At 55.1% G+C, this 17,296-nt stretch carries 11 protein-coding genes and 4 pseudogenes; 9 read left to right on the plus strand and 6 right to left on the minus strand.

Going from position 1 to position 17,296, the window contains the following annotated elements:
* Positions 1-24: 24 nt before the first annotated feature.
* From L1D47_RS02520 to tnpA, 5 genes and pseudogenes are all read right to left on the minus strand, one after another.
* Complete coding sequence (locus tag L1D47_RS02520; RefSeq protein WP_239882426.1) at positions 25-3,153, minus strand: efflux RND transporter permease subunit; 3,129 nt, start codon at positions 3,151-3,153, stop codon at positions 25-27.
* Complete coding sequence (locus tag L1D47_RS02525) at positions 3,150-4,235, minus strand: efflux RND transporter periplasmic adaptor subunit (RefSeq protein ID WP_239882427.1); 1,086 nt, start codon at positions 4,233-4,235, stop codon at positions 3,150-3,152. Before L1D47_RS02525 ends, L1D47_RS02520 begins: the two co-directional genes overlap by 4 nt.
* A 163-nt stretch (positions 4,236-4,398) precedes the next feature.
* A complete protein-coding gene (locus L1D47_RS02530) occupies positions 4,399-6,771 on the minus strand; it encodes an EAL domain-containing protein (RefSeq protein ID WP_239882428.1) in 2,373 nt (790 codons plus the stop codon).
* A 338-nt stretch (positions 6,772-7,109) separates the two neighbouring features.
* Positions 7,110-7,295 (minus strand): annotated as a pseudogene (locus L1D47_RS02535) (transposase); the annotation flags it as partial.
* A 63-nt stretch (positions 7,296-7,358) separates the two neighbouring features.
* Positions 7,359-7,646: pseudogene (gene tnpA / locus L1D47_RS02540) on the minus strand (IS200/IS605 family transposase); the annotation flags it as partial.
* A gap of 103 nt (positions 7,647-7,749) precedes the next feature.
* Here tnpA and L1D47_RS02545 point away from each other — a divergent pair.
* The 5 genes and pseudogenes from L1D47_RS02545 to L1D47_RS02565 all read left to right on the plus strand — a co-directional run bounded on the left by L1D47_RS02545 (position 7,750) and on the right by L1D47_RS02565 (position 13,678).
* Positions 7,750-9,516 (plus strand): annotated as a pseudogene (locus tag L1D47_RS02545) (S8 family serine peptidase).
* A 42-nt stretch (positions 9,517-9,558) separates the two neighbouring features.
* Positions 9,559-10,848 carry a hypothetical protein gene (locus L1D47_RS02550; RefSeq protein WP_239882429.1) on the plus strand — a complete coding sequence of 430 codons (1,290 nt, stop codon included), beginning with the start codon at positions 9,559-9,561 and terminating at the stop codon, positions 10,846-10,848.
* A 219-nt stretch (positions 10,849-11,067) separates the two neighbouring features.
* Entirely contained in the window at positions 11,068-11,829 is a 762-nt protein-coding gene (locus L1D47_RS02555; RefSeq protein ID WP_239882430.1) for an EAL domain-containing protein, read from the plus strand.
* A gap of 134 nt (positions 11,830-11,963) precedes the next feature.
* Complete coding sequence (locus L1D47_RS02560; protein ID WP_239882431.1) at positions 11,964-12,848, plus strand: hypothetical protein; 885 nt, start codon at positions 11,964-11,966, stop codon at positions 12,846-12,848.
* Between the two features lie 161 nt (positions 12,849-13,009).
* Entirely contained in the window at positions 13,010-13,678 is a 669-nt protein-coding gene (locus L1D47_RS02565; protein WP_239882432.1) for a class I SAM-dependent methyltransferase, read from the plus strand.
* Here the strand turns inward: L1D47_RS02565 and amrS are convergent.
* Entirely contained in the window at positions 13,660-14,754 is a 1,095-nt protein-coding gene (gene amrS / locus L1D47_RS02570; RefSeq protein WP_239882433.1) for an AmmeMemoRadiSam system radical SAM enzyme, read from the minus strand. The genes L1D47_RS02565 and amrS overlap by 19 nt on opposite strands.
* Before the next feature lie 64 nt (positions 14,755-14,818).
* Here amrS and amrB point away from each other — a divergent pair, with 64 nt between their 5' ends.
* The 4 genes and pseudogenes from amrB to L1D47_RS02590 form a co-directional block, all read left to right on the plus strand.
* Complete coding sequence (amrB, locus tag L1D47_RS02575) at positions 14,819-15,634, plus strand: AmmeMemoRadiSam system protein B (RefSeq protein WP_239882434.1); 816 nt, start codon at positions 14,819-14,821, stop codon at positions 15,632-15,634.
* The gene (gene amrA, locus L1D47_RS02580; protein WP_239882435.1) at positions 15,612-16,187 is read left to right on the plus strand and encodes an AmmeMemoRadiSam system protein A; all 576 of its coding nucleotides are present in this window, start codon (positions 15,612-15,614) and stop codon (positions 16,185-16,187) included. The genes amrB and amrA overlap by 23 nt, the downstream gene beginning before the upstream one ends.
* A gap of 441 nt (positions 16,188-16,628) precedes the next feature.
* The gene (locus tag L1D47_RS02585) at positions 16,629-16,997 is read left to right on the plus strand and encodes a hypothetical protein (RefSeq protein WP_239882436.1); all 369 of its coding nucleotides are present in this window, start codon (positions 16,629-16,631) and stop codon (positions 16,995-16,997) included.
* Positions 16,998-17,113: 116 nt separating this feature from the next.
* A pseudogene (locus tag L1D47_RS02590) lies at positions 17,114-17,296 on the plus strand (IS5/IS1182 family transposase); the annotation flags it as partial.

Raw genomic sequence — 17,296 nt, forward strand, 5'->3', positions numbered from 1 at the left:
TAATACTAAGCGCTAATCTAGGCGCTAATCGGCATTTCGTAAGCCTGACTCGTGGTGTGCATCTAGCGCAAGTTCTGCCTCGAGACGTTGGCTAATTTCTTCTGGCGAGCCTGTGTTTCGCGCGATCAAGCCATAGGCAACCGGGATCACCAACAGGGTAAAGAAGGTCGCCAGTATGATGCCCGATAGGACAACCACACCGATCACGAAGCGGGTCTCGGCGCCGGCGCCCTGAGCTAATACAAGCGGAATAGCCCCGGCCGCTGTGGTGATCCCCGTCATCAAGATGGGACGAAGACGCTGGCTGGCGGCCTGGATGATCGCCGTATCGAATGCAATGCCTTTATCACGCAGCTGGTTGGCAAACTCGACGATCAAGATACCGTTCTTGGCCGCCAGTCCCACCAGCATGATAATACCGATCTGGCTGTAGATGTTCAGGCTCTGCCCTGTGACCCACAGGCCTATCAGGGCACCCAAGGTCGCCAGCGGCACCGTCAGCATGATCACCATGGGGTGAATATAGCTCTCGAATTGCGCCGCGAGCACCAAGAAGACGATGCCTAGCGCCAGTAGGAAGACGAAATACATGGAGTTACCTGATTCCTGATAATCCAGCGACTGCCCCTTGTAGCTGATCACCGCCTCGGCCGGCAGATAGGTGTAGGCCAATTCGTTGAGGTAATCGAGCGCCTCACCCAGACTATAACCATCGGCCAGGTTGGCCTCTATGGTGATGGCGCGCATACGGTTGTAGCGGTTCAGCTGACTGGCGTCGGCAAACTCCTCCACCGACACTAAGTTAGCCAGGGGGATAAGCTCGCGGCTTCTATCCGAGCGCACATAGATGTTACTAAGGTCGCTGGCGGTATTCTGATTATCGCGGTTACCCTCGATGATCACGTCATACTCTTCACCGTCACGCATAAAGGTAGTCACCAGGCGCGAACCCAACATAGATTCCAGGGTGCGGCCGATATGGGAGATAGAGACGCCGAGATCCGCCGCCCTGTCCTTGTCGATCACCACCCTCAGCTGCGGCTTGGTCTCCTTGTAGTCATGATCCAGACCCACCAGATTCGGGTTTTCCTTGGCCTTCTCCAGCAATATGTCACGCCACTTGGCGAGTTCTTCATAGCTTGGGCCGCCCAGTACAAACTGCACCGGCTTACCCACGCCGCGACCGAAGGCCTGACGCATCACGGGAAAGGCGCGCACACCGGCGAGATCCGACAAGCGGGCGCGAATATCACCGATGATCTCGAAGGCGCTACGACGGGTCGCCCAGTCTTCCAGCACGATAATCGCCATGCCGTTGGAGAAGTTGGCGTTGCGTCCAAAGCCGCGAGGTGCACGGATAAGCAAGCGTTTGATGTCACCGCTTTCTACCAGCGGCATCAGGCGCTCCTCGATCTCATCCATATAGGGGGTGATATATTCGAAACTCGCCCCCTGAGGACCGTTGACAATCAGGAACATAGAGCCCCTATCCTCTCTTGGCGCAAACTCCTGAGGCACCTTGGTCATCAGATAGCCACTGAGGCCCAGGGCGATGATCACCAGGGAGCTGACGATAAAGGGATGGGTCATGGCGCGCTTGAGCGTGGTACGGTAACCCGCAGACAACCAGTTCATGCCTGCGTCTATCTTGCGCACCAGCCAAGGATCTTGTCCGGCAGGCTTAAGCAGCTTGGAACACATCATGGGGCTTAGGGTCAGGGCCACCAGGCTTGAGAAGATCACCGCCGCACTCATGGCCACCGCGAACTCCTTAAACAGCTTACCCAGATCCCCTTCAAGGAAGGTGATCGGCATAAACACGGCCACCAAGACCAAGGTGGTAGCCACCACGGCAAAGGCTACCTCCCGTGAACCGAGAAAAGCCGCCTTTAGCGGTGAGTCGCCCTCCTCGATGCGTCTGTGGATGTTTTCCAGCACCACGATGGCATCATCCACCACCATACCAATCGCCAGAATCATCGCCAGCAGGGTCAGCAGGTTAATGGTGTAGCCCAGGGCGTAGAGCACGATAAAGGTCGCCATCAAGGAGACAGGCACGGTCAGCGCCGGGATCAACATGGCCCGTACGCTGCCAAGGAAGAGATAGATCACCACAATTACCAGGAACATGGCGATAAACAGGGTCTGATACACCTCCTTGATGGAGGCCTCGATAAACACAGAGCTGTCGTAGGAGCGTTTGATCTCCATGCCGGCGGGTAGCGTCGGATTGATCTTATCTACCAAGGCGTTGGCGGCGCGAGCCACCTCTAGGGTGTTAGAGGTAGACTGCTTAGAGATCCCCAGGCCTATCATGGCCTCACGGTTACCGCGGAAGGTGATGCGCTCCTCTTCCGAGCCTATCTCCACCTTAGCCACGTCGCCGAGCTTGATGAGGTAGCCATCTTCCCCTTCGACCAGCACCAGGTTATTAAAATCCTCCGCCGTCTTGAAGGTGCGCTCCAGACGCACGGTAAAGTGCCTATCTTGAGATTCCACCGAACCTGCCGGTAGCTCGACGTTCTCCGAGCGTAGCACAGACTCGATATCCGACACCGTCAGATCACGGGCCGCCAGGGCCTGACGGTCGATCCACACCCGCATGGCGTAGACCTTACCCCCACCGATGCGAATGTTGGCCACGCCGTCGATCACCGAGAAGCGATCCACCAGATAGCGACGGGCATAGTCGGTGAGCTGCAGGGTATTCATCTGATCCGAGACCAGGTTGAGCCACATGATCACCTCATCCCCGCCATTGGCCTTTTGAACCTCTGGGGGATCGGCCTCTTCCGGCAGGTTATTGAGCAAACCCGAGATGCGGTCGCGCACATCGTTGGCCGCCGCCTCTATATCCCGGCCGACGTCGAACTCTAGCGTCACAGATGAGCGACCATCGCTGCTGGAGGAGTTGATGTTACGTATCCCCTCCACGCCACTGATCCTGTCTTCCACCAGCTGAGTGATACGACTCTCCACCACAGCCGCACTGGCGCCGCGGTAGTTGGTCTGCACCGAGACGATAGGCGGATCGATATTGGGATACTCGCGCAAGGGCAGCTTTTCGAACGAGACCAGACCGAAGGCGATCAGGAGTATGCTGATGACGGACGCAAAAACCGGTCGTTTTACCGACAAATCCGTCAAGATCATGCTAGCGGCTCCACCTTAGCTTGTTGGTTGAAACTAAAGTGTTCACTGTACTGCACCTTAACCGTATCTCCTGGGCGCACCTTGAGGATGCCACGCACCATCACCTGCTCGCCCACTTCGACGCCGCCGACTATCTCTACCCAGCCCCGCTTACGCAAGCCAAGTTGCACCTGACGACGCTCGACCACGTTCTCATCGTTCACCAGATAAACGAAGTGATCTTTCTGAATAGGAATAATCGCCGCTTCCGGGATGATAAGCGCTTCGCGGCTCTGCTTGATCAGCTTCACCTTCATCAACATACCGGGAAGCAGGCGCAGCCCCTTGTTAGGGATCTCGGCCCTGACCGTCACGGCGCGAGTCGTCGGGTTCACGCGGCTATCGACGGACACCACCTTACCGGTAAACAACTCGCCTTCGAAGGCCACGGCACTGGCCTCGACCGACTTACCAATAGCCAAAGACTGCAGGAAGCGTTCCGGCACTGAGAAATCCAGTTTAATGGTTGAGATATCATCTAAGGTGGTGATAACAGTACCTGGGGTCACCAGACTCCCCTGACTCACCTGACGCAGGCCCAGGCGTCCCGAAAACGGCGCCAAGATGCGTCTGTCTTTGAGGGAAGATTCGGCCTGATCTAACTCGGCCTTGGCGGTATCGATAAGGGTCTGCAACCTGTCGCGTTCCAATGCCGCCACCGTCTGGCTGGTCACCAGGGAGCTGATCCGCGCCAGTTCACGCTGATGATCTTTCATCTTAACCCGGGCCACAGTCACACGGGCGATCTGTTCTCTGTCTTGCAAACGTACCAGAAGCCGGCCCTTCTCCACCATCTGACCGTCGCTGAAATTAATCTCGGTTACCATATCGGTAACCTTGGGGGTCACAGTGATAGATTCGTTGGCCTTACCTGTACCCAAGGCCTCAACTTCGTCGCGAATAGGCTGCATTTCGGCCTTTGCCACCACCACATTCGGCGTGGGTCGCCCGCGCGGTTCCTTAGGCGTTTCGGTTTGCTGAGTGAAATAGTAGGTGGCGGCGCCTGTCGCTAAAAGCATTGAGATTATTATCGTTTTTTTCATCAATCTTCCGAAAGAATGCGCATTATGTTATCGGTAGTTTACCTTGGAATGTAGGTGCTTCAAGGCGTTTTACCTTTGCTTACAAACTTAATACACCATTTACATTTGTGAACACCACAAGGCACAAAAGAGTATAGTATCAATCGCTAAATGATACGCCTGATCATCTAAAGAAGGGCGACTGAGTCAGCATAAGCAGCAGGTTTTCCTCGCTCACGGAGGGATTCATAAACTCCCCCTGACCATAGTCACAACCAAGCAACTGTAACGTCTGATACTGCTCGCGGGTTTCTATCCCCTGAGCCAGGGTATCGATATTCAAGCTGCTGGCGAGATTGATGATAGTCTCTAAGATCATCTGGTTATCATAAGCCATCTCCATGGGACTGATGAGGCCCTGGGCTATCTTGAGGCGATCGAACCTGAGTGCCTGCAAATACCTAAAGCTTGCATGGCTGGCACCCACATCATCCAGGCTCACCAGTACGCCGAGAGACTTTGCCCTGGCAATACAGTGGCGCACCTTGTCGAAGCCGGCGACTATGCTGGCCTCTGGGATCTCTAAACCCAAGAAGTTGGCCAGCCCCTCCCCCTTTGCGACCATCCCCTCCAGTTCATCAAACAGGGCGCAGCCGTCACTGGCGAGATTCACGCTCACACGAAAGTCCTCAGGATAGGCGCCGTGATAGCGTTTGAGATGGGCCAGTATCAGCCTGGCGACCACAGCATCGACTAGCTGAAGGGCCCCCTGGCGCCGCAGCGGCGCCAGTAATCGCCGGGGTGAAATGGTCCCATATCTGGGATGCTCCCAGCGCAGCAGCGCCTCGGCGCCGATCAGTTTGCCATCCTTGAGCCGATATTGAGGTTGAAAGCTGAAATAGAGCTCATCCTGGGCGGCGGCCTGCTGAAACTCCTGACAAATCTGCGTCTCTTGCAGCTCGGTCTGCTCACCACTGCTGAACACACAAAGACGCTGCCGCCCCATCAATTTTGCCCTAAGCAGCGCCTGATCGCCCCTGCGCAACAGATCTGACACCCGCATCCCGGATGAGAAGCAGGTCACCAGCCCCAGGCTAACCGACAGCGCGATAGAGATCCCGCCAAGATCCAACACTGCCTGCATCTGCTCACGCAGGGCTTCGACCCGCGCAAGGCACTCAGATTCTGAGTCGATACCCATCAAGAGTAGGCCAAATTGATCCCCCCCCAGCCGACAAATGGTGTCCTGGCTGGCGATAGCTGCCTCTGTGCGCTGGGCAAACACCTTTAGCAGTTCATCCCCTAAGTGATGGCCATAGGTATCGTTAACGGCCTTAAAGTGATCTATGTCGAGCAGCACTAGGCCGAGCCCTTTGGGAGAAACGCCGTTTTCAGCGGCTTCATTAAGCTTAGCGATCGCCTGATTTAAGCGGTCGATAAAAAGCATGCGATTGGGTAGCTTAGTTAAGCCATCATAGAGGGCCATCTGAGTCAGGTTGGCCTTAACATTCATACGGCTAATGGCATTGCGTATATGTTTGGCGCAAAACACCAGCAGCCGTTGGTCTGCCTCACTATAACGATAGCCGCCATGATAACTCTGCACCACTAAGATACCGCGAAATGCCTCATCGCCGAAGGGTACACCGAGCCAGGCCTTTGGCATAGCGCCATTGATCACTATCTCTCCCTGATCCACCAAGGCCTTAATCTGCGCCTCGTCCACCAGGAGAGGTTTGTTTTTCAGCAGCGTATAGGCGGTGATCCCAAGACATGAGGGTAACAGTGGCAACTCGGTATCTTCGGCGAGCTGGTCATATTGATCCACATGATAGGGAAAGTGCAGCGTGTGGCCATCTTCACTCAGTAGCGCGACATAGAAGTTATCCGCCTTGATCAGGCGGGCGATACAAGCGTGTAGCCTTTGGTAGAAGGCTTTAATCGAGTCGGTCTCGAAGATGATCTCCGCGATGGCAAACAGGGTGTCCTGGATCTTACTGGCATACTCCAGGTCCACCACCCGCTGTTGTAGTGTCACCAGATTGTTGGCTCTGTGGATCTTCAGCGCAGCGATGGAGGCAAGGGCAAACAAGATGCGTTCATGCTGAGAGGTGTAGAAATTCTTCTTAGGGTGCTCGGTGTCTATCACCCCTATCAGCTCACCCTCCATCAACATGGGCACCGCAAGCTCAGAAAGCCTGGGGGCGTCATCGACGATATAGTTAGGAAACTGCCGGGTATCACCGACGATCAAGGGTTGTTTGGTCTTAGCCACTGTGCCGACAACGCCCTCCCCCAGCTTGAGTTCGATAGGCGCGAGGATCTCATGGCCGCTGGGGTTCTTATCGCCGAAGCTGGCCTTCTGCATCAAGACGCCCCGCGCAGGATCCAGCAGGTAGACGACCACATCGTCAAACCCTAACTGGGAAACCACATTCTGTGCCAGGTGCCAAAGGATCTCATCTACCCCGCTTAGCGAGAGCATGTCGATAGCAAACTCACTGATAATCTTCAGATATTTTGCGTCTACATCCTGCAGTGGCACCTTAGCTGGCATCTCAACCTCGGTTAAACATTCCCGTCAATCTAATGACTGATAATATCACTAACTATATGGCATAGATGCTTGGCTCGCCATCGGCCGCCACAGGAAACCGGGCGCAAGAACAAGGTGTGGGAACAAGGTGTGGGAAACAGGCTGAATAGCTCCATGATGCCTAACACAGAGGGACTAAAGCTGACCCGTGAAGCACATTTAAAGGACTGCGAAAGCACGGCTAACGAATAGCGCGTGCGTCCAGCCACTTTATGGCGCGCCAGACTGAAAAGGAGAAGTAAAGAATCCACCTTCATAGAAGGTGGCTTTGATTGGCCCCCTATAAGGGGGCTTATTTATTAATCAACGTTCAATTGTAATTGACGCTCGGCCTCTTCCTTCTCTTGTCTGTCTTGATGCCGCACGTAGCGCCTAATTATTTCCTCATTCGCTCCTACCGAAGCCACAAAGTAACCACGTTGCCAGAAATGATTACCCCACAACTTCTTCTTTCTTAAATATGGATACTTCGCGAATAATCTAATNAGTAAAGAATCCACCTTCATAGAAGGTGGCTTTGATTGGCCCCCTATAAGGGGGCTTATTTATTAATCAACGTTCAATTGTAATTGACGCTCGGCCTCTTCCTTCTCTTGTCTGTCTTGATGCCGCACGTAGCGCCTAATTATTTCCTCATTCGCTCCTACCGAAGCCACAAAGTAACCACGTTGCCAGAAATGATTACCCCACAACTTCTTCTTTCTTAAATATGGATACTTCGCGAATAATCTAATCGCTGTTCTTCCCTTTAATACACCTACTAACTCTGACACGCTTAAACTCGGTGGTGTACGCACAACAAGATGAACATGATCCAACTGAACGTTTAATTCGACTGTAGTGCTCAAACCCACCCACGACTACCAGCTTGTGGTCAACGCCATGGCGGTAAAACTCAAGCCGGGTGAGGCCAGCATCATTGCCAAAGCCCCCTCGGTTATGAGCGTCGAGCCCATCGGTCTGCACTATATTCAGACCTCCACAGGCCCCGAGTTCATCGGTGCCAAACAGGTCTGGCTAGGTGATAGTCAAAATGCCGGAACCCAAGGCGAAGGGGTTATCGTCGGCGTCATAGACTCGGGCATTAACGCCAATCACCCCTCCTTTGCCGAGGTGGGCGCCGATGGTTATCGCCACATAAATCCGCTGGGCGACGGCCAATACCTAGGCGACTGCATCCAATACAGCCAGTTTTGTAACGGCAAACTCATCGGCATCGTCAGCTATCCCGAGTTAGTACAACATCGTCTCGACACCGCGGATAACCTAGAGGATCCCAGCGACGACTTAGAGAACAAGACTAAGGTTGGCTACGACTTTAATGGTCACGGTTCTCATGTGGCCTCTACGGCGGCGGGCAACATACTGCATAACGTCAACTACTACCTCAATGTTCAGGAAGATGACAACACGGTTATCGCAGAGAAGAGCGCCTTCGAATTCGATGCAATCAGCGGCGTTGCGCCCCATGCCAACCTGGTGTCATACCAGGTCTGTGACGATAAAGGCGCCTGCTATCCTGAATTTTCCATCAAGGCGATTGAGCATGCCATCGAGAACGGCGTGCAGGTACTCAACTATTCAGTGGGCGGCTCGGCAAGAGATCCCTGGTCTTCCATCGATGCCGAATCCTTCCTCAATGCTCGCGAGGCCGGTATTCACGTCGCCGTGGCCGCGGGTAACGCAGGCCCAAGCGCCAGCACCATAGGCTCACCGGGCAACGCCCCCTGGGTCACTACGGTCGCGGCCTACACCCACGACTTAGCCTTTAAAACCAAACAGCTAACCGGCATGGTCGGCGGCGACATGACGGGCTATGGCGTCACCCAAGGAATTACAGCACCCGTCGTCTCGGCGGCCAGTGTTGATCCTGACAATGCCATGTGCACCGAGCCCTTCAGCGAAGGGAGCTTTAACGGTGAAATTGTGGTCTGTGAGCGCGGCGAGAACGCCAGGGGTCGCAAGGGGATCAATGTTAAAGTCGGCGGCGCTGGCGGCATGATCTTGATTAATATGTCTGGTGGTGCCGACACGCTCAACCATAACAATCATGTATTACCAGCCATCCACCTGAATGCCGATGACGGTGAGCTTCTCACTCAATGGCTGGCGAGTGGCGAGGGTCATCAGGCAACCATTGAAGCCACACAGACCACCAGAGATCCGAGTCTTGGCGATATCGCAGGGGCATTTACCTCCCGCGGCCCTAACCTGCCCTACACCAACATCTTCTCGCCAGATATCGCCGCCCCAGGCGTCAATATCTAAGCCGCCAATGCCGAAGACAGAGTGTTTAGCGGACAGACAGGCCATATTCCTTTCGCCAGCCTGTCAGGCACTTCCATGGCAACCCCGCATGTGACGGGCGCCTTTGCCTTGCTCAAGGCCGTGCATCCAGATTGGACACCGGCTCAGGCGCAGTCGGCCATCATGAGCACGGCCCATCAAACCACCCATAAGGATGATGACTATGATGGCGTCGCGCAGCGCTCCGACTTCTTCGACCAGGGCGCAGGCAGCCTGCGTATCAACCAGGCGTTAAAGGCCGGTCTACTGCTGGATATCAACAAGCAGGAGTACCTGGATGCCAACCCAGAAATGGGCGGCGACCCGACCCACCTCAACACCAGCTCTATGGTGCAAAACCAGTGTATCTCTAACTGCACCTGGACTCGCACCGTCACCGCAACCCAGGCAAGCAGCTAGAGCACAACGTACGAATACCTCAACCCAGGCTTCACCCTGGAGGTGACTCCGGCGAGTTTCTCACTCAACGCCGGCGAGTCTCAGGTGTTGACCATCAAGGCGACCGCCAACATCAACCTGGTGGACGAGTGGGTGCACGGCTATATCAAGCTTAACAATGCCGACGCCAGCATGAGCGATACCCATCTGCAGGCCACCATAGGCTTCAAGGCCGGACAGGTTGCCGAGGAGGTGAGCGCCGAACTTAATAATGTCGATAACAGCATAGCCATTGAAGATGTGTATACCTCAGGCAGTAAGGCCCTGCAAAGCCGAGGCTTCGGTCTGTTTAAGGCGCAGTCCTTTACCGGCAGCGCCATTGGCTCCTCCAACGATACCGAGCGCAACAGCCCACATTCTAATCCTGAGGTGATCTTCAGCGTGCCGACCGTGGTCAAGCCATACACCAAACGCCTGGTGGTTGAGATCACCGACAGCACCTCGCCCGACATGGATCTCTATGTGGGTATCGACGATGACAACGACGGCATGCCAAATGCCTATGAGATGTTCTACTCACTGCTTTGCATCAGCGGAGAGGTGGACTCCAAGGAGCGCTGTATCATCGACAACCCACCCTCTGGCAACTACTGGATCTTTGCCCACAACTACGAGGGTACGGTAGAAGATGAGGCCGACGAGGTGACGCTGGAGATCACCCATGTTGGCTACAGCAACCAGGCCAGCTTCGACATCGAGGCGCCAACCCAGGTGGCTCAGGACGAACGTTTCGACATTAGCCTGACCGTCAACGGCTATCTGGACGACAGCCAGACGCTGCAGCCCCTGGAGCAAGATGCCACCTACTATGGTCTGCTGGAGCTAGGCACTACGCCGGATCTTAAGCGCAACATAGGCGCAACCCTGATCAAGGTAAAAGGCCTTGCCCCGGTAGAGGTACCGCTTAACACGGCGCCTGTGGTAGCCAACGCCATCGCCGATATTACGACTCAGCTCAGCGCCCAGGGCGGTGTTGTGGTCAACGTCGATCTCAGCGAGGTGTTTAGCGATCCCGAGGGTGATGCACTCACGCTGTCGGCTACGGGTGTTGAAGGCATAACCCTCTCGGGAACCCAGCTTGAGGTGAGCTTCACCACCAGCGGCGAGTACCCAATCATAGTCACTGCCAGCGACGGCGAGTTTGAGACCAACACCCAATTCATGGTCAAAGTGGCTGCGGCGCCTTTGCCACCTGTCGACCCACCGAGTGAGTCGACAGGTGGCGGTGCCCTTGGCCTGTACGCCTTACTGACCTTGCTGCTTCTTGGCAGAGGTCGCAGACAGTACGCATAGTCACAATGACTTGAGCTTTCCATTGGCTAACAGGGACGTTAGCCAATGTTTTTCTCCTCCCTGCCTCGCTCTCCGCTTCACCTCACGATACTCACCTAAAAAATCATGAAAATCACAACTATACTGGTTGCATAACATCGGTGGGCGGGTCGACTCCATCTGCTTTGTCATTTGCGCTATCTTCAATTCTTACACTGGTCAGCTAACAAGGAAGGTTCAATGGAAACAGTTCAATCTCAATTTACAAGTAGCGGATGTCGCCAGTGTGCCAATAACCCATGTCTCGACTTTGATTTCACTATGGCATTCCAGCCAATCGTCGATATCGCCAAGCAAAAGGTATTTGGTTATGAAGCGCTGGTGCGCGGGCCCAATGACGAGGCCGCCTATTCGGTGATCTCAAGGGTGAATGACGACAACCGCTATGCCTTCGATCAATCCTGTCGAGTCAAGGCTATCGCACTGGCGGCCAAGCTAAATCTGCAATCCATATTAAGCATTAACTTCCTGCCCAATGCCATCTACCAACCCGAACGTTGCATTCGTACCAGTCTGGCGGCCGCGAGGGAGTATGGCTTCCCGACGGAGCGGATCATGTTCGAATTTACCGAATCCGAAAAAATAACCGACAGCGGGCACGTCAAACGCGTAGTGGAATACTACCGGGAACTTGGCTTTATGACCGCCATCGACGACTTTGGCGCCGGCTATGCCGGCTTAGGTCTGCTCGCCAACTTCCAGACCGATCTCATCAAGCTGGACATGGAGCTGATCCGCAACATAGATAGAGACGATACCCGGCAGGTCATAGTGACTCACCTGCTCGGCATCTGCCACCAACTCAAGATAAGATGCCTGGCCGAAGGCATAGAGACACCAGGCGAGATGCAATGGCTTAAAAGTGCAGGCGTTGAGCTTATGCAGGGCTATCTGTTTGCTAAGCCGGGCTTCGAATGCCTACCCGAAGTGGCTTTCCCCTAGACCAACAGCCCAACTAATTGACCTTTTCCGTCTGGCAATTAGATTGGCATCAAACGCCCTATGTTGTTAGTGTGACCCTAGATTAGGACGCCCCACACTAAGTTAACGACCTAGATTAAAGACGGAAATCTGTTATGCCACGCTTACTTTGCCTGTTAATCGCCATTATTTCACTCACCACGACACTCACAGTCCTGGGGGCCAACGAGGCCGAGATTGACCCGCCACAGCCCGCCTTGACCCACGCTCAACAACCGATTTTAGACAAGCCCCTGGTGGAGCGTTACATACTCGACGAGCTCAAGGCCCTTAGGATGGAGCAGCAAGATCTCGAGCGCCGCCTGACAATCGAGATCACCGACCGGGAGCTGGCGGTGGCCGACAAGTCCCTCAACTATGCCAACGTCACAGTCACCTACTTCTTCTACATCATCGCAGGTGTAGCCTCGCTGATCGCCTTCATCGGCTGGCAGTCCCTCAGGGAGATCAAGACCAACACCGCCAAGCTCGCCGCCGAACAGTTGCAGTCGATCACCGAGCAATATGAGGAGAAGTTCAAGGTGCTCGAGCAAGATCTCAAGCATAAGAGCCGCATCATCACCAAGAACAATCGCGAGATCGAGATCATCAACGAGATCCACACCCTCTGGCTGCAATCCCAGAGCGCCCAGACCCCGGAGCAGAAGATCGCCGTCTATAACGAGATCCTCACCATACGCCCGGGCGATCTGGAGGCCATGACCTACAAGGCCGACGCGGCCATGGAGATGCGCGAGTTTAACTGGGCCCTCAGCCTGTGTAACCGGGTGCTCGAGGTCGACGGCAGCAACGCCCACGCCCTCTATCAGCGCGCCTGCGCCTTCGCCTGTCTGGGACAGGAAGAGCGCGCCCTGTCTGACCTCGAGCAGGCCATCGAAAACAGCGTCTCCTTCAAGGAGGTCGCCGCCAACGAGGATGACTTCGCCAACCTGAGAAACAACCCAAGGTTTGATCTCTTGATCTCCACCAGCGAGAACTAAATACAGCTAGATATCGGGCACAGCGGCGCACCAACGATAACCTTAAAGGCCTAAAGATGGACCAGAGATGTGCCTTTTCTACATCAGGGCCCATACTTAAATAAGTCATTCATGATACGCCGCCGCGCTCTCTGGTGGCGGCGTGTGAACCGGAGGCCAAGATGTCTCGCATCATCGCCTTTTGTTACGACAGTTTCATGCGCGGGCCCGAGCAGGCCTGCCTCATCGACTGGCGCCGAACCCTGCTCAGCCAAGTCAGCGGCCGCGTACTGGAGATCGGCGCGGGTACCGGTGCCAGCCTGCCCCTCTATCCCAATGTGCCAGGGCTCGAGCTAGTGCTGACCGAACCCGATGTGGACATGAGACGCCGCCTGGAGCGCGCCGTCGCCGAACGGCCCGATAGCAATATCACAGTGCTGGACTGCCCGGCGGAAGCCCTGGCCTGCGAAGATGAGAGTGTCGACTGGGTGTTTGTATCCTTGGTCTGCTGCACCGTGGTGGATCTGCCCGCGACACTGGCTGAGATCTGGCGGGTGCTCAAACCCGGCGGTCACCTGCTATTTCTCGAGCATGTCGCCGCAGAAAAGGGCACCCGCAGGCGACGCTGGCAAGACAGGGTCAACTTCATCTGGCGCCGTATCGCGGGCAACTGCCACCTCAACCGAGAGACGGAGGCGCAGATCCGCCGCGCAGGCTTTCAGATAGAGTCGATCACCCGCGAGAGCATGCGTAAGGCGATGCCCCTGGCCCGGCCCACCATACGTGGCGTGGCGCTCAAACCCAAACAGGCCAACAGTAAGCCCGAAGAGACTCAGATCTCATCGCGATGAATGCGCACCGCGATACGCCGTGAACCGAAATCTTCCCGCCCCTTGGCAAAGCGTCCCGGCAGCGGCGCGCCGCAATAACGACAGGCTCCCTTCTCATCCAGCGCATATTGCCCTAGCTGATACCAGTCGCGCTCGATAAGGCGCTTGTGACAGCTGGCGCAGTAGGTCGCGTCCGAATCTGGGTCATGCACGTTGCCGCAATACACATAATGCAGGCCATGATTGAGGGCGATACGCCGCGCCCGTTGCAATGTACTCAAGGGCGTGACCGGCTTGTCCAGCAGCTTAAAGTAGGGATGAAAGGCGCTAAAATGCAGCGGCACATCCGGGCCTAAGTTTTCCACCAGCCACTGGCACATGGCATTGAGTTCCTGGTCGCTATCGTTCTCGCCGGGGATCAACAAGGTGGTTATCTCAAACCACACCTGGGTCTCATGCTTAAGATAGAGCAGGGTCTCCAGCACAGGTTGCAGCTGACCATGACAGATCTTGTGATAGAAGGACTCGCTAAAGGCCTTAAGGTCGATATTGGCCGCATCCATATATTGGTAAAACTCGGCACGCGGTGCCTCGCAGATATAACCCGCACTCACCGCCACGCTCTTAAGCCCCAGCTCATGGGCTGCCTGGGCGGCGTCTATGGCGTACTCCATAAACACCACGGGATCGTTATAGGTAAAGGCGAGACTCTTGCAACCATGGCGGCGGGCCGTGGCGGCCAGCTCATCAGGCATGGCGCTATCGCACAGGGTGTCCATCTGCCGCGACTTACTCATGTCCCAATTTTGGCAAAACAGGCAGCTCAGGTTACAACCCGCGGTGCCAAAACTCAGCACGCTGGAGCCCGGGTAGAAATGGTTCAGGGGTTTCTTCTCGATCGGGTCGATGCAGAAGCCTGATGAGCGGCCATAACTGGTCAGCACTATCTCGCCTTGATGGTGCATGCGCACGAAACAGGCGCCGCGTTTGCCCTCGCGCAGGGTGCACTTGCGCGGACAGACATCACAGCAGACACGCCCGTCGTCTAAGGCATGCCAATATTGGGTGGGAAAATATCTCGGCGGCGTTTGATTCATGGCGCGATCCCCCTGCCGATGGCCTACACTGAAAGTATAGTTGAGCACCGCTCGGGAGAGAGCCATGAGGTACAGAGAACCCGCGGTTGCCGGGCGTTTTTATCCCGATAACCCTGGTGATTTAATACAGCAGATCGCCAGTTATTTTGACCAGCCGAGCCATAGCACTATCGTCCCCAAGGCCATCATCGCCCCCCATGCCGGTTATTTCTATTCCGGCGCCATTGCCGCAGCCGCCTATCGCCTGCTGGCCAACAAAAAACCAGCCTATAACAAAGTCTTGTTACTAGGGCCGAGTCACTACGTCGGCCTCAGGGGCGCCGCCCTGCCCCGCAGCGACCGCTTTATCACCCCCATGGGTGAGGTCGCCATCGACCGCGAGTTGGTCGAGGCCCTGCTCTATCAAAGGTTAGCCATAGAATCAGATACCGCCCATCAGCAGGAACATGCGCTGGAGGTGCAGCTGCCCCTGCTGCAATACTGCCTATCAGATTTTAGCCTAGTGCCCGTGGTGGTCGGCGACTCTGGCAGCGAGGCGATCAGCAAATTGATTAAGGCCACCCTGAGCTATGCCCCCGATAGGCCCGCGCCCCTGGTCGTCGTCAGCAGCGATCTTAGCCACTACCACTCCTATCCTCTGGCTAATCGCCTCGATCAGGAGACCCGCAGCACAATTCTGGCCCTGGATACCCACCTGACGTCCCAGCAGGCCTGCGGCTGTCATGCCATCAACGGCCTGCTCGACTATGGCAAACAACAGGGCTGGCAGATCCAATGTGTCAGCCACGCAAACTCGGGCGATATCATGGCGCACAATGAACATCGCGCCCCCAGAGACAGCGAAGAGGTCGTCGGCTATGCCAGTTTCGTCCTCTATTGAACTCAGCGCCGGCGATAGAGCCTGCCTGCTCGATCTGATATGGCAGGTGATAGACCAAGGGCTAACCCGAGGGTGCCTGGTGCTACCACAGCCGCCGCAAAGTGAGGCCCTGCTGACGCCAGCGGCCTGTTTCGTCACCCTGCACAAAGCCTGCGAACTCAGAGGCTGCATAGGCCGGGTGGATGCGAGCGATCCCCTGTGGCAATGCGCCTGCGAAAATGCCTATAGCGCCGCCTTTAAGGATCGCCGCTTTGCCACGCTACAAGATGACGAGCGCGACGCCCTCAGCCTAGAGGTCTCCATCCTCTCGCCACTCATCCCCATAGACAATCAGGGCGAAGGCGCCCTGCGATCCACGCTACGCCCCAATGTCGATGGCTTGCTGATGGATGACGACCAACGCCGCGCCCTGTTTCTACCCTCGGTATGGCAGAGCCTTCCCGCCCCCAGGGACTTTGTTGATGCCCTGAAACAGAAAGGCGGCTGGACACAAGATTATTGGCGTGACACCATCACGCTGCACCGGTTTACCACTGAGGTGATTTCGTCATGACCTTCGGCGCTGCTTTGGCCAGAGGTAGCCATTAGCTATATGTGTATTGATTTAGTGGAATTAAAGGTCGCACCTTCATGGCAATCTATCGCCTGGGTGAGGGTTGATTAAGCATTAAACTGGGCTTTCACTAAATACCGATACTGGCTTAAGCACATGACGTTACAGCTAACATTTAGCCGAGTTCTTATTTATTGAATGTGTTTGAAGGTCACACCTTCATGGCAATCTATCGCCTGCCCGGCGGGGGCTGTGCAGATACGCCTGTGACACACTGTACGCCATCCCTGGCCGCTCTACGGTTTCATCCCTGAAACCGAAGGTCACCGGCGTATCTACACTCGATATCCAACGTCTCTTCGATTTGGCTTCATTAGTTGTCGATAGAAGAAACCAAACACGCTTTTAGCACGGCGGTACTGACCTACATGGATGTAGGGAATGCCAAAAAATGTAGGGAACATTTTTCGCCATGCCGCCGAGAGCCAAAAGTGTGCTTACACTAAACGTTTCTTCGATTTAGAGTCGATTGTTGTCGATTGGGAAAAAGCATTTGGCCACATTTGTATTTGCAGGGGATTTGAAGGTCGCACCTTCATGGCAATCTATCGCCTGCCCGGCGGGGGTTGTGCAAGCACTCTTTTGGCACGCCGAGGTTCCGTCCCTGGAGGCTTCACGGCGGCGTCCATGCCGCCGAGAGCCAAAAGCGTGCTTACACCCGTATCTAAACGTCTCTTCGATTTGGCTTCATTGGGTAGCATTGAGACAAGTTATTATTTTTACGCAAAAAAATGTGACATAACATGTTGATTGCCACCAACCGGATAGATTAAAGTATCACCACTTAAGGACAGAGCTAGGGAAGATGCGAATAAGTCCCTGATGTGAGATCATAGCTACATAGTAAATCACAGCCATTACCGCCCATGAGCCAACAGTTAACTTTTGCCGATAGTGAGTTTTCCAGCAAGCGCCGCCAGACCCGTAAAGAGATTTTCTTATCTCGGATGGACAACCTGTTACCATGGACTCAACTGCTGGAAGTGATTGAGCCCTTTTATCCAAAATCGGGCAATGGTCGTCGACCCTATCCACTGGAAACGATGTTC

This window comes from Shewanella sp. Isolate7, assembly GCF_022398425.1.
GTDB lineage: Bacteria > Pseudomonadota > Gammaproteobacteria > Enterobacterales > Shewanellaceae > Shewanella.